Origin of the sequence: Gordonia sp. 135 (assembly GCF_009720185.1) — a bacterium.
Classification (GTDB): Bacteria; Actinomycetota; Actinomycetes; order Mycobacteriales; family Mycobacteriaceae; genus Gordonia; species Gordonia alkanivorans.
This window is the reverse complement of record NZ_CP046257.1, coordinates 1,082,513-1,108,772: the sequence shown is the minus strand read 5'-3', so window position 1 is coordinate 1,108,772 and position 26,260 is coordinate 1,082,513. Positions and strand designations below refer to the sequence as shown.

26 protein-coding genes, 1 tRNA gene and 1 riboswitch are annotated in these 26,260 nt (G+C 67.4%); of the genes, 9 read left to right on the top strand and 18 right to left on the bottom strand.

What is annotated here, in order from left to right; translation table 11 throughout:
* Position 1: 1 nt before the first annotated feature.
* Both GKZ92_RS05085 and GKZ92_RS05080 read right to left on the bottom strand, forming a co-directional pair.
* Positions 2-808, bottom strand: coding sequence for an MlaE family ABC transporter permease (locus GKZ92_RS05085; protein ID WP_006358237.1), 807 nt, complete (start codon positions 806-808; stop codon positions 2-4).
* Positions 809-810: 2 nt separating this feature from the next.
* Positions 811-2,043, bottom strand: coding sequence for an ABC transporter ATP-binding protein (locus GKZ92_RS05080; RefSeq protein WP_042375440.1), 1,233 nt, complete (start codon positions 2,041-2,043; stop codon positions 811-813).
* 317 nt (positions 2,044-2,360) lie between these two features.
* Between GKZ92_RS05080 and GKZ92_RS05075 the strand changes: the two genes are divergently transcribed.
* On the top strand, positions 2,361-3,287 hold the full coding sequence (locus GKZ92_RS05075) for a hypothetical protein (protein ID WP_035753266.1): 927 nt from the start codon (positions 2,361-2,363) through the stop codon (positions 3,285-3,287).
* 163 nt (positions 3,288-3,450) lie between these two features.
* Here the strand turns inward: GKZ92_RS05075 and rplL are convergent, their stop codons facing one another.
* Together rplL and rplJ are read right to left on the bottom strand one after the other, a co-directional pair.
* Positions 3,451-3,840, bottom strand: a complete 390-nt coding sequence (gene rplL, locus GKZ92_RS05070; protein ID WP_006358234.1) for a 50S ribosomal protein L7/L12 — start codon at positions 3,838-3,840, stop codon at positions 3,451-3,453.
* A gap of 80 nt (positions 3,841-3,920) precedes the next feature.
* Positions 3,921-4,445, bottom strand: a complete 525-nt coding sequence (gene rplJ / locus GKZ92_RS05065; RefSeq protein WP_006358233.1) for a 50S ribosomal protein L10 — start codon at positions 4,443-4,445, stop codon at positions 3,921-3,923.
* A 273-nt stretch (positions 4,446-4,718) separates the two neighbouring features.
* Here rplJ and GKZ92_RS05060 point away from each other — a divergent pair, with 273 nt between their 5' ends.
* The 3 genes from GKZ92_RS05060 to GKZ92_RS05050 all read left to right on the top strand — a co-directional run bounded on the left by GKZ92_RS05060 (position 4,719) and on the right by GKZ92_RS05050 (position 9,569).
* Positions 4,719-5,906, top strand: coding sequence for a glycoside hydrolase family 76 protein (locus tag GKZ92_RS05060; RefSeq protein WP_006358232.1), 1,188 nt, complete (start codon positions 4,719-4,721; stop codon positions 5,904-5,906).
* A 224-nt stretch (positions 5,907-6,130) separates the two neighbouring features.
* Complete coding sequence (locus GKZ92_RS05055; protein ID WP_006358231.1) at positions 6,131-8,182, top strand: CocE/NonD family hydrolase; 2,052 nt, start codon at positions 6,131-6,133, stop codon at positions 8,180-8,182.
* 127 nt (positions 8,183-8,309) lie between these two features.
* The gene (locus GKZ92_RS05050) at positions 8,310-9,569 is read left to right on the top strand and encodes an oxygenase MpaB family protein (protein WP_006358230.1); all 1,260 of its coding nucleotides are present in this window, start codon (positions 8,310-8,312) and stop codon (positions 9,567-9,569) included.
* Between the two features lie 8 nt (positions 9,570-9,577).
* Here the strand turns inward: GKZ92_RS05050 and GKZ92_RS05045 are convergent, their stop codons facing one another.
* Positions 9,578-10,096 carry a TIGR04338 family metallohydrolase gene (locus GKZ92_RS05045; RefSeq protein ID WP_006358229.1) on the bottom strand — a complete coding sequence of 173 codons (519 nt, stop codon included), beginning with the start codon at positions 10,094-10,096 and terminating at the stop codon, positions 9,578-9,580.
* Between the two features lie 48 nt (positions 10,097-10,144).
* Between GKZ92_RS05045 and GKZ92_RS05040 the strand changes: the two genes are divergently transcribed.
* The gene (locus GKZ92_RS05040; protein ID WP_006358228.1) at positions 10,145-11,047 is read left to right on the top strand and encodes a YhjD/YihY/BrkB family envelope integrity protein; all 903 of its coding nucleotides are present in this window, start codon (positions 10,145-10,147) and stop codon (positions 11,045-11,047) included.
* Between the two features lie 7 nt (positions 11,048-11,054).
* Here the strand turns inward: GKZ92_RS05040 and GKZ92_RS05035 are convergent, their stop codons facing one another.
* The 3 genes from GKZ92_RS05035 to GKZ92_RS05025 all read right to left on the bottom strand — a co-directional run bounded on the left by GKZ92_RS05035 (position 11,055) and on the right by GKZ92_RS05025 (position 13,320).
* Positions 11,055-11,885 carry a DUF2786 domain-containing protein gene (locus GKZ92_RS05035; RefSeq protein ID WP_035753412.1) on the bottom strand — a complete coding sequence of 277 codons (831 nt, stop codon included), beginning with the start codon at positions 11,883-11,885 and terminating at the stop codon, positions 11,055-11,057.
* 100 nt (positions 11,886-11,985) lie between these two features.
* A complete protein-coding gene (locus GKZ92_RS05030; protein WP_006358226.1) occupies positions 11,986-12,258 on the bottom strand; it encodes an excalibur calcium-binding domain-containing protein in 273 nt (90 codons plus the stop codon).
* Between the two features lie 108 nt (positions 12,259-12,366).
* Entirely contained in the window at positions 12,367-13,320 is a 954-nt protein-coding gene (locus GKZ92_RS05025) for an L-lactate dehydrogenase (protein WP_035753267.1), read from the bottom strand.
* A gap of 129 nt (positions 13,321-13,449) precedes the next feature.
* Positions 13,450-13,631, top strand: a riboswitch (cobalamin riboswitch).
* A gap of 72 nt (positions 13,632-13,703) precedes the next feature.
* Here GKZ92_RS05025 and GKZ92_RS05020 point away from each other — a divergent pair.
* The 4 genes from GKZ92_RS05020 to GKZ92_RS05005 all read left to right on the top strand — a co-directional run bounded on the left by GKZ92_RS05020 (position 13,704) and on the right by GKZ92_RS05005 (position 17,262).
* Complete coding sequence (locus GKZ92_RS05020) at positions 13,704-14,756, top strand: FecCD family ABC transporter permease (RefSeq protein ID WP_042375449.1); 1,053 nt, start codon at positions 13,704-13,706, stop codon at positions 14,754-14,756.
* Entirely contained in the window at positions 14,756-15,583 is an 828-nt protein-coding gene (locus GKZ92_RS05015; RefSeq protein WP_006358223.1) for an ABC transporter ATP-binding protein, read from the top strand. Before GKZ92_RS05020 ends, GKZ92_RS05015 begins: the two co-directional genes overlap by 1 nt.
* A complete protein-coding gene (locus GKZ92_RS05010) occupies positions 15,580-16,641 on the top strand; it encodes an ABC transporter substrate-binding protein (RefSeq protein ID WP_042375450.1) in 1,062 nt (353 codons plus the stop codon). Before GKZ92_RS05015 ends, GKZ92_RS05010 begins: the two co-directional genes overlap by 4 nt.
* Before the next feature lie 171 nt (positions 16,642-16,812).
* Positions 16,813-17,262 (top strand): hypothetical protein, encoded by a 450-nt coding sequence (locus tag GKZ92_RS05005; RefSeq protein WP_035753268.1) that lies wholly within the window; start codon positions 16,813-16,815, stop codon positions 17,260-17,262.
* Positions 17,263-17,293: 31 nt separating this feature from the next.
* Here the strand turns inward: GKZ92_RS05005 and GKZ92_RS05000 are convergent, their stop codons facing one another.
* The 10 genes from GKZ92_RS05000 to GKZ92_RS04955 form a co-directional block, all read right to left on the bottom strand.
* Positions 17,294-18,625 carry a bifunctional adenosylcobinamide kinase/adenosylcobinamide-phosphate guanylyltransferase gene (locus GKZ92_RS05000; RefSeq protein WP_155225044.1) on the bottom strand — a complete coding sequence of 444 codons (1,332 nt, stop codon included), beginning with the start codon at positions 18,623-18,625 and terminating at the stop codon, positions 17,294-17,296.
* Positions 18,622-19,413 carry an ABC transporter ATP-binding protein gene (locus tag GKZ92_RS04995; protein WP_155225043.1) on the bottom strand — a complete coding sequence of 264 codons (792 nt, stop codon included), beginning with the start codon at positions 19,411-19,413 and terminating at the stop codon, positions 18,622-18,624. Before GKZ92_RS04995 ends, GKZ92_RS05000 begins: the two co-directional genes overlap by 4 nt.
* Positions 19,410-20,432, bottom strand: coding sequence for a FecCD family ABC transporter permease (locus tag GKZ92_RS04990; RefSeq protein ID WP_155225042.1), 1,023 nt, complete (start codon positions 20,430-20,432; stop codon positions 19,410-19,412). The genes GKZ92_RS04995 and GKZ92_RS04990 overlap by 4 nt, the downstream gene beginning before the upstream one ends.
* Before the next feature lies 1 nt (position 20,433).
* Entirely contained in the window at positions 20,434-21,333 is a 900-nt protein-coding gene (locus GKZ92_RS04985) for an ABC transporter substrate-binding protein (protein WP_006358217.1), read from the bottom strand.
* Between the two features lie 106 nt (positions 21,334-21,439).
* Positions 21,440-22,156 (bottom strand): 50S ribosomal protein L1, encoded by a 717-nt coding sequence (rplA, locus tag GKZ92_RS04980; RefSeq protein WP_006358216.1) that lies wholly within the window; start codon positions 22,154-22,156, stop codon positions 21,440-21,442.
* Positions 22,157-22,238: 82 nt separating this feature from the next.
* Positions 22,239-22,673, bottom strand: coding sequence for a 50S ribosomal protein L11 (gene rplK, locus GKZ92_RS04975; RefSeq protein WP_006358215.1), 435 nt, complete (start codon positions 22,671-22,673; stop codon positions 22,239-22,241).
* A 94-nt stretch (positions 22,674-22,767) separates the two neighbouring features.
* On the bottom strand, positions 22,768-23,589 hold the full coding sequence (nusG, locus tag GKZ92_RS04970) for a transcription termination/antitermination protein NusG (RefSeq protein WP_035753275.1): 822 nt from the start codon (positions 23,587-23,589) through the stop codon (positions 22,768-22,770).
* A gap of 67 nt (positions 23,590-23,656) precedes the next feature.
* Positions 23,657-24,136 (bottom strand): preprotein translocase subunit SecE, encoded by a 480-nt coding sequence (secE, locus tag GKZ92_RS04965; RefSeq protein WP_006358213.1) that lies wholly within the window; start codon positions 24,134-24,136, stop codon positions 23,657-23,659.
* Between the two features lie 39 nt (positions 24,137-24,175).
* Positions 24,176-24,248: transfer RNA gene (locus tag GKZ92_RS04960), tRNA-Trp, on the bottom strand.
* A 223-nt stretch (positions 24,249-24,471) separates the two neighbouring features.
* Entirely contained in the window at positions 24,472-26,136 is a 1,665-nt protein-coding gene (locus GKZ92_RS04955) for an ATP-binding cassette domain-containing protein (protein WP_051405934.1), read from the bottom strand.
* Positions 26,137-26,260: the final 124 nt, after the last annotated feature.

The window sequence follows — 26,260 nt, the reverse complement described above, 5'->3', positions numbered from 1 at the left end:
ACTAGCTCCCCTTCGGTGGGACGATCTGCAGGTAGACCGCAGTGATGATCAGGTTGGCGAGGAACAGCAGCAGGAATGTGATGACGACGCTCTGGTTGACGGCGTCACCCACACCCTTCGGGCCACCCTTGGGGTTGAGCCCCTTGTAGGAGGCGACGACGCCGGCCAGCACACCGAAGATGGCCGCCTTCAGCGTCGACACGTACAGGTCGGGCAGCTGGGCGAGAGCACCGAACGACGCCAGATAGGCGCCCGGGGTGCCGCCCTGCACCACCACGTTGAAGAAGTAACCACCACCGATACCGATCACGGCGACGAGGCCGTTGAGCAGCATCGCGACCAGGACCATGGCCAGCACACGCGGGACCACGAGGCGCTGGATCGGGTTGATGCCCAGCACCTCCATGGCGTCGATCTCCTCACGGATGGTGCGCGACCCGAGGTCGGCGGCAACCGCCGATCCGGCCGCACCCGCGATGAGGAGCGAGGTCACCAGTGGCGACCCCTGCTGGATGACGACCAACACGCTGGCCGCGCCGGTGTACGACTCGGCGCCGAGCTGTTTGATCAGCGAACCCGTCTGCAAGGAGACGATTGCGCCGAACGGAATCGCGATCAGGGCGGTCGGCAGGATCGTCACACTGGCGATGAACCACGCCTGCTGGATGAACTCCCGCCACTGAAACGGGCGCACAAAGGTCTGGCGTGCAACATCGACGAAGAGCTGAACGATATTGCCGGTCTGGGCGAGAGCACCTGTTCCGGCCTGCGCGATTCGGTCGACGCCACGCGTGGTGGCATTGGTCATCCCTAGATGGTCCGCCCTTCGTTCCCGTCAGCAGCACGATGACTGGGCTTGGTCAGTGCGTCGCCGCCACCGGGCGTCTGCCACTGTTCGGTGGGCGCATCGCTGCCGCCGTAGTCGATGACGTCGGTCTTGGCGTCGGCGACGGCCACGTTCCCGGCGGGAGCGCTGGTCCACTCGTTGTCTCCGCCGTGGCGTCCGCCGCCGCCGCCCGCCATGTCCTCGGCGTGCGCGCGGCTCTCCTCGCGGATCTGGTCTTCCTGCTCCTGGCTGCGGCGGATCGCTTCCTGCGCGTTCTCCGGCAGGTCGGGCAGCATCGCGTGGACGCGCTCACGGTGACGGGCGATCGCCTTACGTTCGGGCATACCGGGATTGGGCTGCACCTGCGGGATGATCTCGGTGAAGTCCTCCTTGGTACCACCACCGGAGATACCCGCGGCCTGCATGGCCTCTTCCTGCTTCTGGACGGCCTCGTCCTTCTCCTCGGACATGCCGATCGGACCGAAACGATCACCGGAGAGGAACTGCTTGACCACCGGCTGCTCCGAGGTGAGCAACTGCTCGCGCGGACCGAACATCACCAGCTCCTTGCGGAAGAGCATGCCGATGTTGTCCGGGATCGTCCGGGCGATGTTGATGTTGTGCGTCACGATCAGGATCGTCGCGTCGATCTGCGCATTGATGTCGATCAACAGCTGCGAGATGTAGGCGGTACGCACCGGATCCAGACCCGAGTCCGGCTCGTCGCACAGGATGATCTGCGGATCCAGCACCAGCGCGCGGGCCAGACCGGCACGCTTGCGCATACCACCGGAGATCTCACCGGGGAGCTTGTCCTCGGCACCGGTCAAACCGACCAGGTCGATCTTCTCCATCACGATGTCGCGGACCTCGTTCTCCTTCTTCTTCGTGTGCTCACGAAGCGGGAACGCGATGTTGTCGAACAGGCTCATCGAACCGAACAGCGCACCGTCCTGGAACAGCACACCGAACAGCTTGCGGATCTCATAGAGTTCCTTGGCCGAACACTGCGTGATGTCGGTGCCGTCGATGATCACCGAACCCTGCTCGGGATGCAGCAGACCGATCAAGGTCTTCAGGAACACCGACTTACCGGTACCCGACGGACCGAGCAGCGCGGAGACTTCCCCCTCCGGGAGGGTCAGAGTGACATCACGCCAAATGTTCTGAGAACCGAACGACTTGGTGAGCCCCTCGACACTGACCTCTACACCCACAACTTCCTCCAGACGATCGCTGCCCCCGAAGGCGGCCACGGTGTGACCGCACACCCACCGGTGGCATTTGTGGTTGGGGTCACTGTAACCGACCAGGGACCACCAACCATGCGACCGGAGTCACTCAGCTTGCGCCCGCGAAAGCTACCAGCCGGTAACTCTCGCTGCGTCGATGACATTAGCCGATGGAACGAAGTGAGGGAAGTCGGACATCAGCGCCGGATGTGATGCCGGACGCAGAGTCCCAGGTCACTCGGGAAGTGTCCGTTTCGGCGATGGAAATTGAACCGAGAAGGCGCCTCGTGCGTCCAATCCTCATGACTTGGTTCCCGACCGATCGACACGGACTCATACGGCGCGAATCGACGCTGCGGGTCGGCATCACCGACGACACCGTCGCAGCGGCGGTGGACGGGGGCGACTTGATCCGACTGGCGCCAGGGGTCTACGTGGAAGCCACCCCCGACACTGCCGATCCCACCGCGGCCCATCGCCTGCGGTCCATCGCGGTGGCGACCTCGGCGCGCGATCGCGGCACGACGACGCTGAGTCATGATTCGGCCGCAGCCATCCTCGGCCTGGAACTCCTCCACCCCGACCGCGAAGCTGTCCATCTCACCAAGAAGTCGAACGCGGGCGGTTTCGTGCGCGGCCACCGACATGTGCACAACGGTCCGCTGACATCCGCCGAGATCAAGATCGTCGACGGGATCGAGGTGACGACACTCGAGCGCACTGCGGTCGACGTCGCGACGAACGGCGACTTCGCGCAAGCACTCGTGGCCTTCGACCGAGCGCTGGCGATGAAGGCCGATCCATCGGCCATGACAGCCATCCTCGACGCACGATCACGGCGGCCCGGGACCAGAATCGCACGACGCGCCCTGTCGTTCGCCGACTCGTCGTCGGAGAGCGTAGGTGAATCGTGGAGCCGCGCCCAGATGATCGCAGCCGGACTCCCCGTCCCACGCCTGCAGCACAGGTTCCGGACATCACAGGGCGAGGCGCGGGCGGACTTCGACTGGGACGGTCGGCTCGTCGGCGAGTTCGACGGACTCCAGAAGTACGGAATGCGCCCCGGAGAGACCCCACGAGAGGCACTGCTACGCGAGAAGCGGCGCGAGGACGCCCTGCGAGCCATGGGGATCATGGTGGTCCGCTGGACGTGGGCCGAGCTCGAACGAGGAGAGCTGGTCGGCCTCCTGAGACCCTGGCTCGTGAAGTTGGGGCTCGCGGCCGCCTGAGCGAGCCACTCTCAGACTTCATTTCGACGCTGCGACTTCGATCGAGGTCGCAACGTCGAAATGAGGTCTGGAAGTCAGGCCGCCACGAGAGTCGAGTGCCCAAACAGCAACAAGCCCGGGACAGCAATGCTGTCCCGGGCTCGTGAAGTCGAGTAAGAGAGTCTTACTTGACGGAAACCTTGGCGCCGGCCTCTTCGAGCTTGGCCTTGGCAGCCTCGGCGGCGTCCTTGTCGACCTTCTCCAGGAGAGCCTTCGGAGCACCCTCGACGAGGTCCTTGGCTTCCTTCAGGCCCAGACCCGAGACGACCTCGCGGACGACCTTGATGACCTGGATCTTCTTGTCGCCGGCACCCTCGAGGATGACGTCGAACTCGTCCTGCTCGGCAGCGGCCTCGCCACCGGCAGCAGCCGGGGCACCGGCAGCGGCAACGGCGACCGGAGCGGCCGCGGTGACCTCGAAGACCTCTTCGAACTTCTTCACGAAATCGCTGAGCTCCAGCAGGGTCAGTTCCTTGAACTGCTCGATGAGCTCGTCAGCGGTGAGCTTCGCCATGGTGGCGTCCTTCCTGTAAGTCCCCGTACGGGGTTGGTGTGCATCCCCGTACGGTCCGGGGATTGGCTTGGTGCGGCGAGTTATTCGCCGGCTTCGTTCTTCTTCTCCTGCAGGGCCGCTGCGAGACGCGCGACCTGCGATGCCGGCTGGTTGAACAGACCGGCTGCCTTAGCCAAGTTGCCCTTCATGGCGCCGGCGAGCTTGGCCAGCAAGACCTCACGGGTCTCAAGGTCGGCGATCTGCTCGATCTCGGCAACGGACAGCGCGCGGCCGTCCATGTACCCGCCCTTGATGACCAGAGCCTTGTTGTCCTTGGCGAACGTCTTGATCGCCTTCGCGGCCACAACCGGCTCACCTTCGATGAAGGCGATGGCGGTCGGACCGGTGAACAGCTCGTCGAGCCCTTCCACGCCCGCATCAGCTGCGGCACGCTTCACCAGGGTGTTCTTGGCGACGGAGTAGGTTGCACCCTCGCCGAGGGAACGTCGCAGCTGGGAGATCTGGGTGACGGTGAGTCCACGGTATTCCGTGACCACTGCCGCCGAGGAGCCCTTGAACTGCTCTGCGATCTCCGCAACAGCGGCGACCTTTTCGGACTTGGCCATACTTCGCCTCCTCTCCTCGTCACTTGAGTTGGTCGGGTTCAACTGAGCGACGGGCCGTGGAGGCGATCGAGGGCGGAAATGACAAACGCCCCGGCACGCAGGCACGGGGCGTGAAGACGCACACTGATGTGTGGGACCACATTCCTCGTTCATCCTGCGTGGGCCGGCGACTTCGTCGCGCCTTCGTTCGGGAGTTCCCGACGACCAACGGTCTCTGGTTGAACCGATACGACGCACGGTTGTGCATCACACCGACGACTAGGCTACGTCCTTGTGGGGGAACAAACCAAATCGACCGACGCGCACGACGCCAACGAGCGCGCGCAGGCCGCCATGGACGCCGTCGCGGCGCGGCATCTGCAGCGCGCCTTCTGGCTGCCGGCGACGCGGACGGCGGCGGTCGCCTGGCCGATCGGGTTCGTCGCGGCGCATCTCGGATCCTGGCACTACTGGTGGCACGCACATCTCGTCGACCTCCTCGTCGACGCCGCGATCCACAGACCCGAAGGTTCCGCACACGGAGACCGCTCCTTCGACCCCGATGTCGCCGACGACGCCAACCGGGTGTTGCGCGGGATCAAGGTGCGCAACCTCGGACGGTGGACGAACAACTACTACGACGACATGGCGTGGCTGGGACTGGCGATCGAACGCGCCGACCGTCACCTCGACCTCGACCATCGACGCGGCCTGGAGGTCCTGACCCGGCGCATGCTCGACGCCTGGGTTCCCGAGGACGGGGGCGGTATCCCCTGGCGCACCACCGACCAGTTCTTCAACGCCCCGGCGAACGGCCCCGCGGCCATCCTGGTCGCCCGTACCGGTCACGTCGAACGCGCGGTCGCGATGTGTGACTGGATGGACGCCAACCTCATCGACCCGAAGACGCACCTCGTCATCGACGGCCTGAAGAAGCAGCCCGACGGTTCGCTGAAGGCCGAGACCGGCACCTATACCTACTGTCAGGGCGTCGTCCTCGGCGCCGAACTCGAGGCCTTCCGCGCGACCGGCGGACAGCGCCATCTGGACCGTCTGGCCCGCCTCCTCGGTGCCGTCGAGAAGCACTCCTGCACCGACGGGGTGATCAAGGGCGGCGGCGGTGGCGACGGCGGCCTGTTCCACGGGGTGCTCGCCCGTTATCTCGGGCTCATCGCCACCGACCTCCCGGATGTCGACGGATCGGATGAATTGCGTGCCCGGGCAGCCCGAATCGTGGCCTCGAGTGCCGATGCGGCGTGGGCGAACCGCACCGAGGTCCGCGGCCGCGTCGTGTTCGGCAGCGACTGGCGCAGCAGGGCCGTCATCCCTACGGCCGCCGGCAAGAAAGCCCAGTTCGTGGCGGGTGCGGTGATGCCCTCGGAGGTCCCCGAACGCGATCTGTCGGTGCAGCTGTCGGCGTGGATGGTCCTCGAGGCGGCGGCCGCGATCGACCTGTCGCTACCGGAATGTGACCGGCCGTAGACCTCCGATGGCCAAACCGAGGCCACCTGGTTAGCCATCCGATACCGGCGCTGAGCTATTCTTCAGCGAACGCGTGAGGTGACCTGGAACACACTGACATCCGCCGCCAGCGGAGCGGGTCCGGCGCCCACGACCGACACGAAGGGGTGTCGGTGTCCACCCGGCCATCTCGACCAGCAGCACTCGCGGTGCGACACCTCTCACCCCAGGCAGGGTGGTGCACCATGACGTATCAGTTGGATCCCGCGGAACGCCGTGCGCGGCCGGCCCCTTCGCCTTCGCGACGTCCCACGGAAGCACCCCATTTCGGTACCCTCCCCCTCGGCGACCCCACCGGAGGAGCCGACGGCATCCGCTGGCGTGAACAGGTCGACGGCAAGCAGCTGTACCCGCGCGTCGTCATCGACCGCGACGTCTCGATCACCATGAGCGACGGGGTCGTCCTGCGTGCCACCGTGATCCGTCCGGCCAACCGGTTCGGCCAGACGGTCCTCACCCCGTACCCCGCGATCATCAACATCAACCCGTACAACCGGGCCGCCATCGACTTCGTCGACCAGGCGCTGCACGCTCCCGTCCTCGGCAAGGCGTTGCACACCGCGTCGGCGTCGATCGATGCGGCCGGTACCGCACTCGAGGGCCTCACCACCCTCACCCAGACGCTGTCGGGGGGCGTCTTCGACGTCTTCGGCATCAACCGCAACCTGGTGCGCAGCGGCTACGTACAGGTCGTCGTCGACGTCCGCGGCACCGGTGCGAGCCACGGCAAGTGGCAGATCCTCGGCCCGCGCGAGCAGGAGGACTCCGTCGAGATCATCGACTGGGTCAGCGAGCAGGACTGGTGCGACGGCACCGTCGGCCTGGCCGGCTGGTCGTATTCGGCGATCAACTCGCTACAGGCCGCGGACAAGCGCCCGCCGCAGCTGAAAGCCGTCTTCGCAGTGGAGGGTTGCGACGACATCGTCCGCGACATCTACATCACCGGCGGCATGCCTTCGGCGTTCATCCCGGTGTGGCTGTCGGCGGTGAACATGCTCAAGTGGGTGCCCAACCCCGCCAACATCATTCGGGACATCACCAGCGGTCACGCGTTGAGGTGGGCCATCGACCGGGTGAAGTCGCCGGCCACCGAGATCCCCTCGCTGCTCTGGGGTTTCCTCACCGCCCGCGACCCGCGCATCTTCGACGACCCGTATTTCGACGAACGCGACCCGATCGTCGACCGCATCGAGGCACCCACGTTCACCGTCGGCGCCTGGCATGACCTGTTCGGCCGCAGTGCAACCGGCGTCTACGAGCGGCTGAACATGGAACCGGGCCGCAAGCAGATGATCGTCGGCGACGGCTATCACCTCGACGTCGGTTCGGGATACGGCGGCAAGTTCGCGCCACCGCGTCTGGACGTCCTCGAACGCGCCTGGTTCGACCGCTGGCTCAAGGGGCACCGCAACGGCGTCGAGCACTACGGGCCGGTCACGATGCTGCAGCAGGGAGGTGCGTGGACCGCCGGACAGAACTTCCCCCGCCCGGGCGTCGAGCCGAAGCGGTTGTACCTGACGGCCGATGCCTCGTCGACCGCCGACCATGCGGTACACGACGGCTCGCTGGGTTCGACTCCCGCACAGGGTGTCTCGTCGTTGCACATCCGCCCCGACATCCGCGGTCTCCGATCGCGCGACATGACCCAGGTGACCGCCGGCGCCACGATGGTCCTCGGCGCCGATTACGCCAAGGACGCACGCTTCCAGGAGCGGGGCGCGTTGTCGTTCACCACCGGCCCGGTTCTCGAGGCCACCCCGATCAGCGGCGCGATGAACCTGCGACTCAACGTCGCAACCACCGCCCACGAGGCGATCTGGGCGGTGACCGTGAACGACGTTGCGCCCGACGGCACGTCGACGGTGCTCACCAACGGCGCCCTCTCCGCGTCGAATCGCGCACTGGACCGCAGCAAGTCGACCTACGCGGCCGACGGCAGCCTGCTCTCGGCGCACCACTACCTGTCGCACAAGCGCAAGCTGCCGGTGCCCGCCGACGAGCCGGTCCGCATCGACGTCGACCTGGTCCCGACCGACGCGGTCCTGCAGCCGGGGCACCGCCTACGCGTCGACGTCTACGCGGCGAGCCTGCCCCGCTACCTCACGGTGGTGCCCGACCTGATCAAGGCACGCGGCCGCAGGCAGCGCCTGGTCCTCGACCCCGACCATCCGAGCTACCTCACGTTGCTCGCGGGTGAGGGACTGTGCGCCGACGCACCCGAGGCGGTGCAGCTCTAGCTGCGCAGCGCCCCTACCTGCAATTTGGGACGGTTCTTTTTGTTCGTCCCATTGACACCGTCGTACCTCCGACCTACGTTTTGGGTGACAGCCGTTACCCAGAACCTCCGATCGGAGTGCACGTCCGATGACCACCGCACGGGTTGCCACCACGCCGCCGCAGGCGCCGCCGAGCACCCCCGCACCGACTATCCCGTCCCGCCACCCGGACGGACCCTGCAAGATCCCGATCGGCCTGCGGCTCGTCGGACCCCTGCTGGGTCTGCGCAAACCCGACCGCGAACTGTTCCGTCATCTCGGTGAACTCCTGACGATCGGCGACGAGCCGGCGGATCGCCTGGTCGAGTGGATGCACACCGCCGGAATGGCCCGGTCCCGTCCGCTGTTCGAGCGGGCACTCGTCAACGGCATCGACTCGATCGACGACGCCCCGGCCCCGCTGCGCGAGTTCTTCACCGAGGTGGAAACCGTACCCACCTGGGTCGACCGCGACCTGATCGAGAAGGGCGCGCGGGTCATGCGCAGCGGAGGCGCCGACGGCCTGTACGTGGCGCGTGACGTCGCCCTACTCGGCGGCTACCAGTTCGCCGGTTTCAACCAGACGCTGCTGCGCACCGGCGCCCTCGAGAAGGGCTCGAACACACGGTTCGCCGAGACCACCCAGTGGGCCACCGACGTCATCACCGAAAACGGTTTGCTGCCACAGGGAATCGGTTACCGGTCGACGCTGCGCGTCCGCCTGATCCACGCGATGGTCCGGCGCCACGTCGCGGCACTACCCGACTGGGATTCCGATACCTGGGGGCTCCCCATCAATCAGACGGACATGGCCGCGACGCTCGTCGGAGCACTCGTCTCGCCCAGCCTGGGCGTGGTCATGATGGGACTCGTCAACCGCCCCAGTGAATATGACGCCGTCGCGCACCTCACCCGGTACGCGGGATGGCTACTCGGCGTGCAGGACGAGTTCCTGCCCACGGGCTTTCGCGACGCGATCCGCGTGCTGCTCCAGACCTCGTACGTCCTCTCCACCCCCGACGAGACGACCAAACAGCTCTCGGTGCCCATGGCCGACGATCCGCTGCAGTGGAACTACTCGCGGTTCCCGAAGTTACGTCGCAAGATCGCTCGCGCACAACACCTCTCGGTCACCAGCGGCTTCCTGGGACCCGCGGCGATGCGCACACTCGGACTGCCGTTCGTCCCACCGTGGTATCCGGCGATCCGGTTCCCGGTGAACATCATCCGTTCGGTGCAGGCGCAACGCCCCGGCGGACGCGAACGTGCAGCGATCCGCGGCGCCGCCGAACAGCGCGAGTTCATGCGGATCATGACCGGCGGTGAGGCCACCGTCGGCCATGCCGCGAAGGAGATCACCGGGCACTAGGCGCCCGATCAGCCGATCCCGGAATCGGCCAGCACCACGCGGAACACGAAGGCCGCCTCGGGGCCGAGGACGAGGCCCACGAGTTCGATGAAGGTGAGCACGAAGCCGCGTCCGTGCCCCGGCCCCTTGGAGTCGTCGAGGTGATGGGCGAGCTCGTGCAGCACCACGAGCTCGCGTAGCGCCCACCGGCCCTCCGCCGACGACGGGATCGCGATCTCCGCGCTGAGCAACTTGTCACCGGAGATCGTCGTCGACCGGGCGTAGTGTGCCGAGCTCTGGCCGCGCCGCTCGCGCACCGACACCGGCTCGGCGGCGCGTGGGAACCGCGACCGTACGCTCGGCAACTCCAGCACCAGTCCCACGTAGTCGCGCACCGCGTCGATCGAGGCGAACCGGGCCTCGGCGGGCAGCGTGAGTTCGGTTCCGGCCAGCTGCACGGTGCGCGAGGAGGACGCGGTGTCGAAGAGTCGGAAGACGAGTCGCTCGGCGTCGTAGTACCGGGCACGCCCGGTGTCACGCGGACTCATGGCATCGCCAATGATGATGAGGGTCCGCCGTACCCGATGGGAGTCCTCATGCGCCGTCCCGACCTGCACGCGATCGGCGAACGTGTGCTGCGACTGCCGGGCGCGACGCTGAGCCTGCGCATCCTCACCGACATCGCGCGCGGCGACATCACCGACCGCGCGATGACCCTCGCCGCGCAGGCCTTCACCTCGATCCTGCCCATCGTCATCCTGCTGCTCACGCTCCCGGGCAGCGACGTCGTCGACGACGCCCTGAGCGGGCTCGGCATCCCGGTGAGCAAGCTCGACCACAACTCGGTGGACAACCCGCAGTCGTTCGCCACCTTCGGGATCATCGGCGCACTCATGACCATCGCCGGCGCCACCTCCCTGTCACGTGCACTCGGCCGAATGTATGTCGCGATCTGGGGCGTCACCAAACTGCCGTGGCGAGCTTTCTGGCGCTGGGTGATCGTGCTGTTCCTCATCCCGACCGCGGTCACCGCGCAGGGGCTGTCGACCGGCCTGCACGCCGAGACACTGTTCGGCCTCCACCTCGGCGGCAGCGGCCTCCTCGGCATCGTGCTGGTCTTCGGAGTGACGGTGACGATCTGGTCGGGCACCTTCACCGCCATCCCGCGCTTGCTGGTGTCCACCCAGGTCCCGCTGCGTCTTCTCGCCCTCAACGGTGTGGTCACGGGGCTGCTGATCACTGCCCTGCTGGCCGGCAGCCGGCTCGTGCTGCCCACGTTGGCGTCGGGAACGATCCGCTATTTCGGCACTCTCGGCATCGTGTTCGTCGCGATCAGCTGGCTGTTCGTGTTCGCTGCGATCCTGGTGGTCACGGCCATCGTCGCGCACGGCGTGGCCACCGACCCCGGACGTGTCGGCACCTGGGTTCGACGTTGGGCGGGAACCCCGACCCCGTTTGCTCCGACCCCGTCGGTGGCCTGGTACGACCGCGGCGCCTGACCACTCGTCAGGCCTCCAGAGCGCCTCGCGCACCGCCGAATTCACGGTCGGCGCCGATCTTGGCCCGACGCCCCGCCCGGTCCCCCGCCTTCCGGGCGGCCTCCGAATAGCCGGCCGACGCGCTCGACGCCCGCCACGTGCCGCGAGCGGTGGACTCGGTCTTGTAGAAGTCGGTGACCTCGAGTTCCTTGTTGCGCAGGGCCAGCGCCGTCGAGCGTTCCGGCTCACCCGAGCGCCGTTCGGCGGCGAGTGCTTCTTCGCGGGCGGCGTCGCGGGCCTCGGTGAGACGTTTGCCGATGCGTTCGGCGAAGGCCGACTGGAAGTTGAGTCGCGCAGTGATCGGCGACAGCGGCTTCTCCTCGATCACCCGCCGCGCTCGCCAGCCGCTGCCCTTGGTGACGACCCGCGCGAAGGTCTCGCCCTTGTACGCCCCCGACCGCAGATAGGCATCGCTCGCCGCGACCATCTGGATGATCAGCGACGTGTAGAGCGCCTCGCAGGCGTCGATGTCGGCCTCGTACCCGTAGGCGAGGACGAAGGTCGAGTTGCTCGCGACGTCGACGGTCACGTCGTTGGCCATGGTGATCGCCACGAACAATTGCACGTAGGTGCGCAGGCCACGCTTACCCGGCTCGCCGATCTTGATCTGCCGCGAGATCGGGGTGACCTGCTTACGCGCGGCCGGATCGTGCGCGCGGGCCACGGCGAGATCGATCGACGACGCCGTGGCAAGGCGTTGTGCGGCCTGCATGAACGTCTCGGCCTCATGCTCGTTGTCGGTGTTCTCCGCCTGCCGCAGGAGGGCGGAGATCCGGGTGAGCAGCTTGTCGTCGCGCATGTAGTTCAGACTATCTGCGCGCCCGATCGGTTCCATCGGACTGCAGGCGAGCAGAAAAAGCCAGGTCGGAGACCCTCACGCACAGTGTGTGACCGAAGGGTCAGTTCTGCTCGCAGGCGATGCCGTCCTTGTCGCGGTCGCTCTCGTCGTTGGCGTCGTAGAGGGCCTGGTCGACGGTGAAGTTCGTAACCGGCGTGCCGGAGGTCGAGTCGACGGCGCCGGGCTCGCCGACGCCGTGCGGGTAGTCGGCGTTGAGTGCCGCGCAGTTGGCGTAGTCGGTCGCCGCCGATGCAGGTGCCGCCACCATCAGCGGCGCGATCGCCATCGACGCCGCAGCGACAAAACCCAGAACCGTCTTCCGCGAACCACTCATCGTCGAACCTTCTCTTCCACCGATGTGACCAGGTGAAACTACCCCGGCGAGGATGCCGCACCGGCATCGAGCACCGAGATTGGTCCACCCGATGGACAGTGCCTGCCCCTACAACCCGAATCGCGCCTGCATCCGGCGTAGCGTCTCCGCCGAGGCGAGCAGACCGGCTTCCTCGTCCGGCGACAGCGGCACCTCGAGGCGCGTCTGCGCACCACCGCGGTCGACGACGGTCGGCAGGGAGAGACACACATCATCGAGCCCGGGGAATCCGGAGGCGACCGTGGACACCGGGAGCACCCGGTGTTCGTCGTTCAGAACGGCTTCGACGATACGGGTGGCGGCGAGGCCGATGGCGTAGTTGGTGGCCCCCTTGCCCTCGATGATGGCGTAGGCGGCGTGCACGACCTCGTCCCGGATACGCTCCCGTGCAACGGCATCCATCTCCCGACGCCCAGGTAGCGGCGTCCACGACGTCAGCGGCACGCCACCGATCGTCGCCGACGACCACAGCGGTATCTCGCTGTCACCGTGCTCGCCGACGACATACGAGTGCACACTCTGCACCGCTACCCCGCAGTGCTGCGCGACGAGGAACCGCAGCCGCGACGAATCCAGCACGGTTCCCGACCCGAACAGCTGATTCGGCGGCAGGCCGGTGATCTTCTGCGCCGCATGGGTGACGACGTCCACCGGGTTGGTCACCATCAGGTAGATCGCGTTCGGTGCCACCTCGAGCACATCCGGCAGGATGGCGCGCGTCAAACCGATTGTGGCCTCGGCCAATTCGAGTCGGGACTGCCCCGGCTTCTGCTTGGCTCCGGCGGTGAACACGACGACGTCGGCGTCGGCGCACACCGACACGTCGTTGGAGCCGATGATGTCGGCGCGCGGTACGAACTCCAGACCGTGGGACAGGTCGAGCACCTCGGCGGTGACCTTGGCGGCCTTGATGTCCAGCAACGCGACCGTGCGCGCGACCCCGCGGATCAGCGCCGAGTAGGCGATCGCGGTGCCGACCGCGCCCGCCCCGATGATCGCCAGTTTCGTGGGTCGTCCGTCCATCGGATCACCGTTCGCCTCGGTTCGATTCGCACCTGTCCGTTGCCTGTCAGCGCCCAGCCTAAGACCTCCGGGCATCCCTCGCCCGACGACTTGGCGACGGGTCGGTGAGAGCTCCGTGTCCGTATTGCTAACCTCACCGGTGAGAGCGGTCGCACCTGCACAGGCGGGTGCCAGGGAACCTGGTGCGAATCCAGGACTGGCGCGCAGCGGTATGGGGGACGGACCCGACATCAGGCCACTGGGGCAACCCGGGAAGGCGTCGGGTTCGGACGAACCCGAGTCCGAATACCTGCCGTTCTCGTCGAGTCCACCCGGCGTCTCGCGCACAGATGCCCAGACCAAAGGCAGTTCCACACGTGTCCCGTCCTCCCGACGGCACGACGATGATCGCCACCGCCATGTCGGTACGGCGACTCCCGTCGTTGCCCCTTGCCCTGATCCTTCTCGCGCTCACCTTGGTGAGCATCGCGATCGCCACCGCTTTCGGTGCCGAGACCATCCCGCTCGGCGATGTCTGGCGAACCGTCGCCGGGCGCCTGCGAGGCGACGAGCTCGACGCCGCCCACTCCGTGATCATCTGGGATCTCCGTTTGCCGCGTTCGGTTCTCGCGGCGATCGTCGGCGCCGGTCTGGCGCTCGCCGGCGCCGTCATGCAGGCCCTCGTCCGCAACCCGCTCGCCGAGCCGTACCTGCTGGGCGTGTCGGCCGGCGCCGCGGTGGGTGCGACGGCGGTCATCACTCTAGGATCGTTTGCCGCCCTGGGTGTCTGGGCGTTGTCCGGCGGCGCGCTGATCGGCGCCCTCGCGGCCTCGGTCACCGTGTACGCCGTCGCCCGGGCGCAGGGCGGACTGACCGCCCTACGCCTGATCCTCTCCGGAGTGGTCCTGTCGTCGGCGTTCCTGGCGCTGTCCTCACTGCTGGTCTTCACCGCGGCCGACCCGCATGCCGCCGACAACGTGATGTTCTGGATGTTGGGCAGCGTCGCCGGCGCGACCTGGGCGAAAGTGCAGATCGCCGGGGTTGTCGTCGTGGTCACGGTGCTCGCCATGCTCGCGATCCACTCCTGGCTCGACGCCTACGCAGCCGGGACCGACACCGCGACATCCCTCGGGGTTCCGGTGCGCGCCATGCGAAACGCGCTGTTCGCGGTCCAGGGAATCCTGGTCGGCGTTCTGGTCTCAGTCGCGGGTGGAATCGGATTCGTGGGCTTGATCGTCCCGCACGCGGCACGCCTGCTCGTCGGTGCGACGCACCGCGCGATGATTCCCGTAGCGGTCTGCGGCGGTGCACTGTTCCTGGTGTGGGTCGACGTCATCTCACGGGTGGCCGCGTCACCTCGCGAGATGCCGCTGGGCATCGTCACCGGACTGATCGGCGCACCGATCTTCCTGTTCCTGATGGGACGGCGCCAGTACGTGTTCGGCGGCGAAGCCTGATGGGCGCCGTGGAGCGCTCGATGTCCCTGCGCGCGAACGCCGTCGGTTGCCGTCGAAGTGGCCGCCCGATACTGCGCGAGGTGGATCTCGACGTCCCTGCCGGAACCCGACTCGCCATCGTCGGACCCAACGGAGCGGGCAAGACCACGTTGCTGCGGACACTGTGCGGTCTCGAACAACCGGCCGAGGGGCGAATCCGGTTGGGCGACGACGATCTCGATCGTCTTCCGGCTCGGCGTCGCGCGCTGTCGATCGCGGTGGTCGGTCAGGATGAACACCCGTCGGCCGAACTCACGGTCGCCGAAGCGGTGGGCCTGGGACGCACGCCGTACCGATCCGCCTGGGCCATACGTAACTCCGACGACCACGCGATCGTCCGGTCCGCGCTGGAGCAGGTGGGACTGGGCGGTTGGGAACACCGTTCGTGTACGCAGCTGTCCGGCGGTGAACGGCACCGCGTCGTGCTCGCCCGCGCAATCGCACAGCAGACGCCGATCCTTGTGCTCGACGAGCCGACGAATCATCTCGACGCGGCCTGGCGACTGCGGTTGATGCAGGTCCTCGACGACCTCGAGGCGACTGTGATCGCCGCGATGCACGACCTCGACCTCGTCCTCCGCCACTTCGACTCCGTCGCCGTCATTTCCGACGGCGGCGTCACCGCACACGGCCCACCGGTCGAGGTGCTGACCCCGCCGCTGCTGGCGTCGGTCTTCGATGTGTCCGGCACCGTCGTGCCACACCCCGAGACCGGCCTCCCCCATCTGCTGCTCGACTCCCCCACCTCTCCTGCACCGCAGGTCTACGCCACCAAGGAAAATCGATGAGACACAACATCACCCGATACGCCACGCTCGCCGTCGTCCTGGGCATCGCAGCGGGCTGCGGCACCGAGTCCGGCGCCGTCGCAACCGACCGCGTCACCGTCACCAACTGTGGCGCCGAGGTCGCCTTCGACCAGCCTCTCGATCGCCTGTTCGTCAACGACGGCGGGATGATCGCGATCGCGCTGGCGGCGGGCGCCAGAGACAAGATCGTCGCCGTCAGTGCGCTCGCCCGCGACAAGGACGTTCTCCGACTCGAATACGGCCCACAGGTCGACACGCTCGACGAGGTCGCCACCGAGCAGCCCACCCTCGAGAACATCGTCGGCGCCAAACCGCAGGTCCTCTACGCCGGCTACAACTACGGCATGAGCGAGTCCCGCGGCATCACCCCGGAGATCCTGGCCTCCCACGGGATCGACGTGTATCAGCTGTCGGAGGCGTGCCGTCAGGTCGACGGCCAGGCTCAGCGCGGCACGATGGACCCATGGGTCGCGCTCGACACCGACCTGCGCAACATCGGCACCATCGCCGGCAATCCCGAGCAGGGCGCGACGGTCGCCGACGACATCTCCGACCGCCTCGAAAAACTCCGTGCTGCACCGCAACCGGCATCGAAACCGACGGTCTTCGTCTTCGACAGCGTCTCCGACACCATCTTCTCGTCGGGCTCCTTCGGTGGCCCGCAGGGCATCATCGACGCGGCGGGCGCGCGCAACGCGACCGAGGATGTCGAGGACACCTGGACCGCGGTGAGCTGGGAACGGATCGCCACCGCCGACCCCGATCTGATCGTCTTCGTCGACTATCCCGGCCAGTCCGTGGAGCAGAAGATCGACGCTCTGCGCACCAACCCCGCCAGCCGCAATCTGAAGGCGGTGCGCGAGAACCGCTTCGTGAACCTCCCCTACGCGATGTGGGTGTCGAGCCCGCTCAACATCGACGCCGCCGAGACACTGCGGTCGGTTTTCGAGGCACATGACCTCGCGCCGGCGTCGGGGATCACGCCCACCCTCGACGTCCGGCAACTCGGACTAGGCGGCAACGACTGGCTCGGCTGAGCACCCCCACGAGCGCGAATGATCCAGCCGGTTTGTTATCAGAGGTGAAATACCTTCGACCAGATGACGCAAATCGGACATCGTCCACGTACCGTGATTCCAGTCGGTCGAGGGCGTTGCTGCCGCAACATACGTTTCGCCGCACCATTCGGTTCGAGTAGGAGTTCGAAAATGAGACGCACATTGGGAATAGCCGCATTGACCGTGGCAGCCGCCGCCACCATGATCACGTCGCCCGCTTCCGCCGCTCCCGGGTTGCCGTTGCCCGGCAACGACTCCGGAAGCCTGTCGGCGCCCCTCCTCGGCGTGCTCCCCAGTATCAGGATGTCGGTGGAGAATTCTCTCGGCAGCGAACTCGGCCCGAATCGTTACAGCAGACCGTTCGCACCCAGGGTGAAGTGGTCGGCGCGCGTCTTCGGCGCCCAGGGCAGGGACATACCCTGTCGAATCGACATCACCTTCCGGGGCACGAGCCTTCCTACGTACCACGCGACGGTCTGCGAGGGCAGCGCCACGTTCACCGACCCCTTTTACAACAAGCCGGGTACCTTCACGATCACCGCCTACGAGAACATGTCCGGGATGGGCGCCCGGGATTCCAGGACGTTCGTCATCCAGTGACATCGCCGTTCACCTGTTCACCCGCACCGGGCTACCGCACAACCAGGGGTTGACCGGCGACCATCATCACGACCTGGTCGGCGCGGTCGGCCATCTCGGCATTCAGTCGGCCGAGTTCGTCGCGGAAGAGACGGCCCGACGCGGTGGCCGGGACGACGCCGCTACCGACCTCGTTGCTGACCGCGACGACGGGCACCGGGCAGCTCCGCCAGGCGTCGAGTAGGTCCTCGACGTCGGACCGCACGGCATCGAGTTCGCCGCTCTCCCAGGCATCGTGGTGATCGATCCGGGCGGCCAGCCAGGTTCCGAGACAGTCGACGAGGACCGGGTGACGCGCGGATCGTAGGACACCGGCCACCTCCGTGTCCTCGATCGTCGTCCACGATGCGGGGCGTCGTTCACGATGGAGTTCGACGCGTCGGTCCCAGTCGGGATCGCCGGCTCGCGGACCGCCGGCGGCGACATAGACGACGTCGTCGACGCCGGCCAGCAGACCTTCGGCATACCGCGACTTCCCCGACCTCGCCCCTCCGGTGACGAAGATCCGCCGCCCGACCGACTCGCCCAAGTCGAGCACCTCCCCGTCTCGTCCCGGCCGCGCGCCGAGATCCCGAAGCCGCTCTCGGAGCACGCCGACCGGCGGATTGTGGTGTCCCAGATGGACTGCGACGACGTCGGTGGAGTCGACGACGGCACCCACTCCACGCAGTGCCGCTACCATCGTCGCAAACCCGGGTAACCCGAGATGCCCATCGGACAGGTCCTCACGATCGCCGAAGGTCTCCTCGAGGAAGACCGCGTCGAACTCGGCCCCGGTCACCGCATCGAACCAATCGTCGGGCCACACACCGGTGTCCGTCGCCCACAGCAGCCTCATACCGTCGGGACCGGTGACGTCGTACAAGACCGCATCACCGTCGCGAAAGACCTGGTGGCGCGCCGGGAGCACCCGCACGTCGTGGTCCCCCACCCGCACCTGGTCACCCGCGACGACCGGCGTGAACCGCACGCCGGCGTCGGGCCCCACCCACGGGCGACACACATCGAGAGCATCGGCCGGACCGATGAGTTCGAGTTCACCGACCCCGTCGACCCACGACCGGAACAACAACGACTGCGGTGCAAGATGATCGGCGTGCGCATGGGTGATCAGGACGTGACGTACGTCGGCGAGCGAAGCACCGTGGCGCACCGCCGACCCGGGCGCGTCCGATCCGAAGTCGAGCATGAGCGCGTTGTCGACGAGCGCGGCTGTCTGGGCACGGAAGTCGTGCCGGCGCCGCGCATCGGAACACGAATCACAGCGGCAGAACGCATTCGGCCAGCCGTCGGCGGCACCCGTGCCGAGCAGCGTGACCTTCATCGTTCTCCGGGTCCCGGGTCACGCACCGGCAGCACGGCCGGGCCGTCGCGGCGGTCGAGCACCTCGACCTTCGCGGCGTAGACGTCCCGGAGTCGTTCAGCGGTGAGCACCTCCTCGGGCGTACCGTCGGCGACGATACGTCCCCGGTCGAGGAGCACGAGGCGCTGTCCGTACTGGGCCGCCGATGTCAGGTCGTGCATCGCCGCGATCACGGTCAGCTCACTGGCCTGCCGCATGGAGTCGACGAGGTCGAGGACCTGCTGCTGGTGGCCGATGTCGAGAGCGCTGGTCGGTTCGTCGAGCAACAACACGCGCGGCTGCTGGGCGAGTGCCCGGGCGAGCACCACCCGCTGCAACTCACCGCCCGACAGCGCCGAGGCGGAACGGTTCGCGAACTCCTCGAGGTCGAGTCGCTCGATGACGTCGTCGACAACCTCGCGGTCCGAGCGGGTCTCGCTGCCGAATCGGGCGATGTGCGGGGTGCGGCCGAGGCCGATGAGCTCCCGCACCGACGTGCCCTCCGGGACGATCGGCCGCTGCGGCATCAGCGCCACGGCCCGGGCGATCTCGCGGCGGCGCGCACGACCCGGGTCGACGCCCGCGACGTCGACCCGCCCGGTCGAGGCCACCAACCCGGCGAGGGAGTGCAGCAGCGTCGTCTTACCCGAACCGTTGGGCCCCACCAGGGAGACCCAGGTGCCGGAACCGATCTCGAGGTCGACGTCGTGCAGGACCTCCACTCCCCCGCGCGACGCGCACACACCTCGACAGGTGATCGCGGCGGTCATTCGACGCTCCGTCCGCTGCGCCGGAGGACGACGAGGAAGAAGGGCGCGCCGATGGCGGCGGTGACCACGCCGATCGGCAACTCCGACGGCGACATCGCGGTCCGCGCGACCACGTCCGCCAGCACCAGGAAGGCCGCACCCACCAGCAGCGACAACGGCAGCAGCAGCCGGTGCCCAGGACCGACGAGGAGCCGGACGGCGTGCGGGATGACGATGCCGACGAAACCGATCAATCCGCTCACCGACACCACCGCCGCGGTGCCGAGCGTCGCGACGCAGACCAGCAGCAGGCGCACGCGTTCAGGTCTGATCCCCAGGCTCGACGCCTCGATGTCACCGACCGCCATGACGTCGAGTGTGCGCCCGAACAGCACGATGACGGCGACGCACGCGAGGACGTACGGCAGCACGGTGACGACCTCGGACCAGCCGTCGGTCGCCAGGCGGCCGAGCATCCAGTTGTAGACCTGCCGCAGCGTGTCGTCGTGCTGCTGCATGAGGAAGGTCTGGATGGCATTCGCGAACGCCGCGACCGCGACTCCGGCGAGGATGATGACCACCTCGGTGCGGCCGCCGCCGACGGTCCGGCCCAGCGCATAGGTCGCGGCCACGGCCAGGATGCCGCCGACGAACGCCGCGGGTGGCAGGCCGATCGTGCCCGCGGCACCGCCCAGGACGATCGCGACGGTCGCGCCGAGTCCCGCGCCGCTGGACACACCGAGCAGGTACGGGTCTGCGAGCGGATTGCGGAAGACACCCTGGTAGGCGGCACCCGCGACGGCGAGCATCGCACCGACCAGCGCTCCCAGCGCCACGCGCGGCATCCGCACCTCCCACAGGATCGTCTGCTGGCGGGGGGTGAGCCCGGATTCGACGTCGACGAGCGGGAGTTGGTCGAGGAGGTCGAGCAGCACGCCCTTCGGGGTCAGTCCGGCCGGGCCGACGAGGACTGCGAGCATGCATGCGCCCAGCAGCACTGCGACGGCCCCGCAGATCACCCCGATGTGACGGCTCGACATCTCAGTTCGTTGGCTGTCCGTCGACGCCGGAGACGATCTGCGCGATGTCGCGGACCAGGTCGACGACGCGGGGTCCCCATCGGCTCGCGATGTCCTCGTCGAGGACGTGGACCTGACCGTTCGCGACGGCCCGCAGGTCGTCCCAGCCGGCACGCGCGGCGACCTTCTCCGGTGTGACCCCACAGCACTGCGAGTCGGCGAGGAAGATGACCTCGGGATCGCTCTCCAGGATGTACTCGGGTGACAGCTGCGGATAGCCGCTCTGACCGGTGGCGATCGACCGCAGACCGAGCAGGCTGTAGACCTGACCGAGGTAGGTGTCGTCGGTGACGGTGTAGTAAGTGTCGTCGAGCTCGTGGAAGTAGGTCAGCGGAACCTCGCGCAGCGGGACTGTGCGGATGGTCTTCTCGATCTCGTCGCGCATCGAGGCGACGAGCTCATCGGCCGACTCGGCATGGCCGGTGGCGTCACCCACCTGCTGGATCTGCGCGTACGTCTCGTCGAGGTTCTTCGCCGCCGGGATCTGCAGCACGTCGACGCCCACCCGGTCGAGGCCGGCGATGATGTCGTTGTTGTCGTCGGTGAGGACGACGAGATCGGGGTCGTAGGCGAGGATCGCCTCGAGGTTCGGGGTGTAACCCGACAGCGAGGTCCGCGGGGCCTCGGCCGGGAAGTCGGACTGGTCGTCGACCGCGACCACCTGATCGCCCGCGCCGACGGCGAAGAGCATCTCGGTGGTCGTCGGGCTGATCGACACGATCGTCGACGGGATGCCCGCGGGGGATGCGTCATCGGCCTGGCCACCGTCGGTGCCACAACCGACGATCACCAGCAGCAGCGACAGCAACACGGCAGCCACCGCCGCACCACCACGACGGGTTCCGAGACGGATTCTCACCACGAGCCACTGACCTCCGATGGAAGAACTGGGGAGACAGAGCACGAGGGGCCCGGCATCGACTGCCAGGCCCCTCGTGGGTGTCTCTAGTTACGCGCGAGCGCCAGGATCAGGCCTGGGGAGCTTCGGCGAAGTTGCGGCTGACCTGCGGGTCGACCGGGATGCCCGGGCCCGTGGTGGTCGAGACGGTGACCTTCTTGATGTAGCGGCCCTTGGCTGCCGACGGCTTCGCACGCATGATCTCGTCGTACGCGGCGCCGTAGTTCTCGGCCAGCTTGGCCGGGTCGAACGAAGCCTTGCCGATGACGAAGTGCAGGTTGGCTGCCTTGTCGACGCGGAAGTTGATCTTGCCGCCCTTGATGTCGTTGACGGCCTTGGTGACATCGGTGGTCACGGTGCCCGTCTTCGGGTTCGGCATCAGGCCACGCGGTCCGAGGACACGCGCGATCCGGCCGACCTTGGCCATCTGATCCGGGGTGGCGATCGCGGCGTCGAAGTCCAGCCAACCGCCCTGGATGCGCTCGATCAGGTCCTCGGCGCCGACCTCGTCGGCACCGGCGGCGGTGGCCTCGGCGGCCTTGTCGCCGGCGGCGAACACGATCACGCGGGCGGTCTTACCCGTGCCGTGCGGCAGGTTGACGGTGCCTCGAACCATCTGGTCTGCCTTACGGGGGTCGACGCCCAGCCGGATCGCAACCTCAACGGTCGCGTCGGTGTTCTTCGACGAGGTTTCCTTCGCCAGCTCAACAGCCTCCAGCGGGCTGTACAGCTTGGACTTGTCGACCTTCTCGGCCGCAGCCGCGTAGGCCTTGCTCTTCTTGCTCATTGCTCTGTTCCTTCTCCGCACTCAACCGGCGGGGTGTGTGGTGCGGGCCGAGCCGGCCCTCCCACGAGATGTTGTGGTAGGTCTAGCCCTCGACCGTGATACCCATGGACCGAGCAGTACCGGCGATGATCTTCGCGGCCTGGTCGATGTCGTTGGCGTTCAGGTCTTCGGCCTTGGTCTTGGCGATCTCACGGACCTGGTCCATGCTCACCTTGCCGACCTTGTTGGTGTGGGGCTCGCCGGAGCCCTTCTGCAGGCCTGCAGCCTTGAGCAGGAGCTTCGCTGCCGGCGGGGTCTTCAACTTGAAGTCGAAGGAGCGATCTTCGTACACGAAGATCTCCACCGGGATGACGTTGCCGCGCTGCGACTCGGTCGCGGCGTTGTACGCCTTGCAGAACTCCATGATGTTCACGCCGTGCTGACCGAGCGCCGGACCCACGGGCGGGGCCGGGTTGGCCGCGCCTGCCTGGATCTGGAGCTTGATGATCCCGGCGAGCTTCTTCTTCTTGGGAGGCATCCTTTTGTCCTTGCTTGTTTCCTTGCGAATTCACGCCCGCTGGAGACGTGAAAGTCTGTGTTTATCTGCTGTGCATCCGCTCCCGCGGAACCAGTCAGATCTTCTCGACCTGATTGAACCCGAGCTCGACCGGGGTCTCGCGACCAAAGATCGACACGAGCACCTTCACCTTGCGCTGCTCGGCGTTGACCTCACTGATCGACGCGGGCAGCGTGGCGAACGGGCCGTCCATGACGGTGACCGACTCGCCGACCTCGAAGTCGACCTCGATGGTGTTCGACGCGGCGGCAGCTGCGGCCTCGACGCCCTCGGCGGCGGAGCCCCCCTTGGCGGGCTTCTTGGCCTCGGCGCGCGGCATGAGGAACTGCAGCACCTCGTTGAGCGACAGCGGCGACGGCTTGCTGGTCATCCCCACGAACCCGGTGACACCCGGAGTGTTGCGCACCGCGCCCCACGACTCGTCGTTGAGTTCCATGCGAACGAGGATGTAGCCCGGCAGCACCTTGCGGTTGACCTTCTTGGGCTGGCCGTTCTTGATCTCGGTGACCTCTTCGGTCGGAACCTCGACCTGGAAGATGTAGTCGCCGACGTCGAGGTTCTGCACGCGGGTCTCGAGATTGGCCTTGACCTTGTTCTCGTAGCCGGCGTAGCTGTGGATGACGTACCAGTCGCCGGGTGCGCGACGCAGCTGCTTGCGCAGCTCCTCGACCGGGTCGACCTCTTCTTCAGGGGCCTCCTCGGCGGGGGTCTCGTCGGCGTCCTCGGAAACGACGTCGGTCGCGGGAGCCTCGTCGCCCTCGGCGGCCGTCTCGACGTCGGTGTCACCGGCCTCGTCGACCGCAGCCTCGTCGACCTCGTCGGTCACGGCCGCGTCGACGGTGTCGGTCGATGCGAGTTCGTTCTCCGGGGTGCTCACTGCAGCCCACGCTCCTTATGGTTCATCTCCGGTCGGCTCCCGCTCGCCCGGCCACCCACCGCGTGGGTCAGCCGAACAACCAGAGGACGCCCTTGGCAAAGGCCAGGTCGAGGCCGGAGATGAACGCGGTCATCACGATGACGAACACGAGCACGACGATCGTGTACGTGATCATCTCGCGCCGCGTCGGCCAGATGACCTTCTTCAGCTCGGCGACGACCTGCGTGAGGAACACCCAGATCCGAACGAACGGATTCCGGCTCTCCTCAGCAGAGGCCTTTTTCTTCTTCTTGCGTTCCTTGACGGCTACTGCCGACCCCGTGGCGGAGTCGGTGTCTCCGTCGGTTCCGGATGCACCGGTTGACGAGCGACGTCCGCGAGCCGAGCGCTTGCCGGACGGACGCAGCTCCTTCGCGGCGCCGGTCGACGTCTCGTCGTCCGCACCGCCGGTGGCCTCGTCGCGACCGTCGAGCTCAGCCGCAGCCGAATCGGCCGCAGAACCCTCAGCGGCTTCTTTGGCGCGGGCAGCCCGGTCTCGCTTGCTCAACTTCGCGGTCCTCTCGTCAACGTGTGCCCTTCACCAGGGCAGGGGCGACAGGACTTGAACCTGCAACCTGCGGTTTTGGAGACCGCTGCTCTGCCAATTGAGCTACGCCCCTTTGCGACTTCCCCACCGGAGTGGTTCCGCTGCCATCTCATCGAATCCCGGCCTCGCGACCGGTGCCGACGTTTCACCGCCGACAAAACCAACGCGCCACCCTATGGGTAGCGCGCAAGTCTGAATCAATCAGACACTTCAGTGTAGATCACCGGGGCTGTGGACCCAAAACGCGCTCCACCTGCTCCCTCGTCGACCGTACACGGTGAGGTCGTCCAAGACGGTCATGACACCTGCTGTCCTGCGAGTTCGATGCGCGGCCAGCCCTCGAGATCGTGCAGCATCTTCCGGTCGTGGGTGGCGACGACGACCGCGCAATCGACGTTCTGCAGGGCCTCGGTGAGCTCGTCGACGAGGCTCGCCGACAGGTGATTGGTCGGCTCGTCGAGGAGCAAGAGGTCGGCCCGGGCGGCCAGGCACAGTGCCAGGTGCAGGCGCCGTTGCTGGCCCTGCGACAGCCGCGCCACCGGGGTTCGCGCGGCCGCCGCGTCCAGCAGGCCGAGACCGCGCAGCGACGGCACGTCGGGCTGATCCGTCTCCAGGCGGCGCCGCTGCTCGTCGTAGATCTCATGGGCGGTGCGATACGGGTCCCAGCTCGGTACCTCCTGCGCGAGGAACGCGCCGCGGGCATCTCGACGGAGGTCCACACGCCCTTCGTCCGGGTGCGTCTGACCGGCCAGAACGGCAAGCAGGGTCGACTTGCCGGCACCGTTGGGTCCGACGATCAGCAGCCGGTCGCCGCCGGTGAGCGCGACGGAGACCGGCGTCCGCAGCCGACCGGCCACCCGCGCGTCGGTGACGTCGACGATCGGCGCGCCGGGCCGCGTACCGGACGCCGGCAGGTTCAGGTGCCGGGGTGGGACGGGAACCGTGATCCGGTGGGCTTCGAGTTCCTCCACGCGGCGGTTGAACGCCTGCACCGCTCCCCCGGCGCGCGTGGCCCGCTGATGCTTCCCGGTGCCTTTGTCGGGCCTCCAGTGGGTCTGCAGCCGATCCCTCGCAGCGTCGGCGGCCCGCACGAGTTCGGCATGTTCGGCCTGCTGCGCCGCGTGTTCCTGCTCCCATCGCTCACGCTCCCGTCGACGACCGGCAACCCAACCGTCGTACCCGCCCGCATACACGCGCGGACGTCCGTCACGGCTGGGGTCGAGATCGACGAAGGTGGTCGCCACGTCGCGCAGGAACGCGCGGTCATGGCTGACGACCGCCATCCCGCCGACGCGCTCACGCAGCCGTCGTGTCAGGAAGCGCAGCGCCTCGGCGTCGAGATGATTGGTGGGTTCGTCGAGGAGCAGCAGATCGGCACCGGAACCGAGGGTGACCGCGAGGCGCACACGGTGTCGCCCGCCTACCGACAGCGTCGACAGCGGGCGCGCACGGTCGGCGCACGCGGACAAGGCCTGGAGCGCGATGTCGATGCGCCGCTGGGCATCCCACGCGTCGAGGCGGGTCGCTAGGTCGAGCGCATCGGCGTAGGCGTCCTCGGCTCCCGGGGTGCCGGTCGCGAGATCCGCGGCCGCCCGATCGAGTTGCTCCAAAGCGGCCAGGGCATCGCCGACCGCGTCGTCGACGAGGCTTCCCACGGTGCGCGCACCGACTGGTAGATCCTGCCCGACGAACGCGATGGTGCCATGGCGCGCAACGGTTCCCGCGTCGGGTGTGGTGATTCCGGCCAGGACTTGGAGAAGCGTGGTCTTGCCGCGGCCGTTCTCGCCGACGACGGCGAGTCGTGATCCTGCGGAGACGATCACGCCGACGTCGTTCAGGATCTGCCGGTCACCGCGGGAGACATGCAGTCCTTGCGCGCGGATGTGTGCGGCCGACCCTGCGGGAAACTGCTGGGGCGGAGAAGAGGGGATCGATGATGAAGTGGTGCGTGATGCGGGCATGCGTATGCTCTCGGCTCGTCGGTACGAAACGCTGACCGGTGCCGGACACGACGAAAGCGTCGGCCGGCGAATCCGGGACGACGAACGAGAACTTCAGAGGATGAGAGGGCTCGTCGCCGTCAGC

Bases quoted from the DNA above. Each gene is read 5' to 3' on its own strand.
- GKZ92_RS05085 (WP_006358237.1), bottom strand. From the start codon at position 808: ATGACCAATGCCACCACGCGTGGCGTCGACCGAATCGCGCAGGCCGGA.
- GKZ92_RS05075 (WP_035753266.1), top strand. From the start codon at position 2,361: ATGACTTGGTTCCCGACCGATCGACACGGACTCATACGGCGCGAATCG.
- rplL (WP_006358234.1), bottom strand. From the start codon at position 3,840: ATGGCGAAGCTCACCGCTGACGAGCTCATCGAGCAGTTCAAGGAACTG.
- rplJ (WP_006358233.1), bottom strand. From the start codon at position 4,445: ATGGCCAAGTCCGAAAAGGTCGCCGCTGTTGCGGAGATCGCAGAGCAG.
- GKZ92_RS05055 (WP_006358231.1), top strand. From the start codon at position 6,131: ATGACGTATCAGTTGGATCCCGCGGAACGCCGTGCGCGGCCGGCCCCT.
- GKZ92_RS05050 (WP_006358230.1), top strand. From the start codon at position 8,310: ATGACCACCGCACGGGTTGCCACCACGCCGCCGCAGGCGCCGCCGAGC.
- GKZ92_RS05045 (WP_006358229.1), bottom strand. From the start codon at position 10,096: ATGAGTCCGCGTGACACCGGGCGTGCCCGGTACTACGACGCCGAGCGA.
- GKZ92_RS05040 (WP_006358228.1), top strand. From the start codon at position 10,145: ATGCGCCGTCCCGACCTGCACGCGATCGGCGAACGTGTGCTGCGACTG.
- GKZ92_RS05035 (WP_035753412.1), bottom strand. From the start codon at position 11,885: ATGCGCGACGACAAGCTGCTCACCCGGATCTCCGCCCTCCTGCGGCAG.
- GKZ92_RS05030 (WP_006358226.1), bottom strand. From the start codon at position 12,258: ATGAGTGGTTCGCGGAAGACGGTTCTGGGTTTTGTCGCTGCGGCGTCG.
- GKZ92_RS05025 (WP_035753267.1), bottom strand. From the start codon at position 13,320: ATGGACGGACGACCCACGAAACTGGCGATCATCGGGGCGGGCGCGGTC.
- GKZ92_RS05020 (WP_042375449.1), top strand. From the start codon at position 13,704: ATGATCGCCACCGCCATGTCGGTACGGCGACTCCCGTCGTTGCCCCTT.
- GKZ92_RS05015 (WP_006358223.1), top strand. From the start codon at position 14,756: ATGGGCGCCGTGGAGCGCTCGATGTCCCTGCGCGCGAACGCCGTCGGT.
- GKZ92_RS05010 (WP_042375450.1), top strand. From the start codon at position 15,580: ATGAGACACAACATCACCCGATACGCCACGCTCGCCGTCGTCCTGGGC.
- GKZ92_RS05005 (WP_035753268.1), top strand. From the start codon at position 16,813: ATGAGACGCACATTGGGAATAGCCGCATTGACCGTGGCAGCCGCCGCC.
- GKZ92_RS05000 (WP_155225044.1), bottom strand. From the start codon at position 18,625: ATGAAGGTCACGCTGCTCGGCACGGGTGCCGCCGACGGCTGGCCGAAT.
- GKZ92_RS04995 (WP_155225043.1), bottom strand. From the start codon at position 19,413: ATGACCGCCGCGATCACCTGTCGAGGTGTGTGCGCGTCGCGCGGGGGA.
- GKZ92_RS04990 (WP_155225042.1), bottom strand. From the start codon at position 20,432: ATGTCGAGCCGTCACATCGGGGTGATCTGCGGGGCCGTCGCAGTGCTG.
- rplA (WP_006358216.1), bottom strand. From the start codon at position 22,156: ATGAGCAAGAAGAGCAAGGCCTACGCGGCTGCGGCCGAGAAGGTCGAC.
- rplK (WP_006358215.1), bottom strand. From the start codon at position 22,673: ATGCCTCCCAAGAAGAAGAAGCTCGCCGGGATCATCAAGCTCCAGATC.
- GKZ92_RS04955 (WP_051405934.1), bottom strand. From the start codon at position 26,136: ATGCCCGCATCACGCACCACTTCATCATCGATCCCCTCTTCTCCGCCC.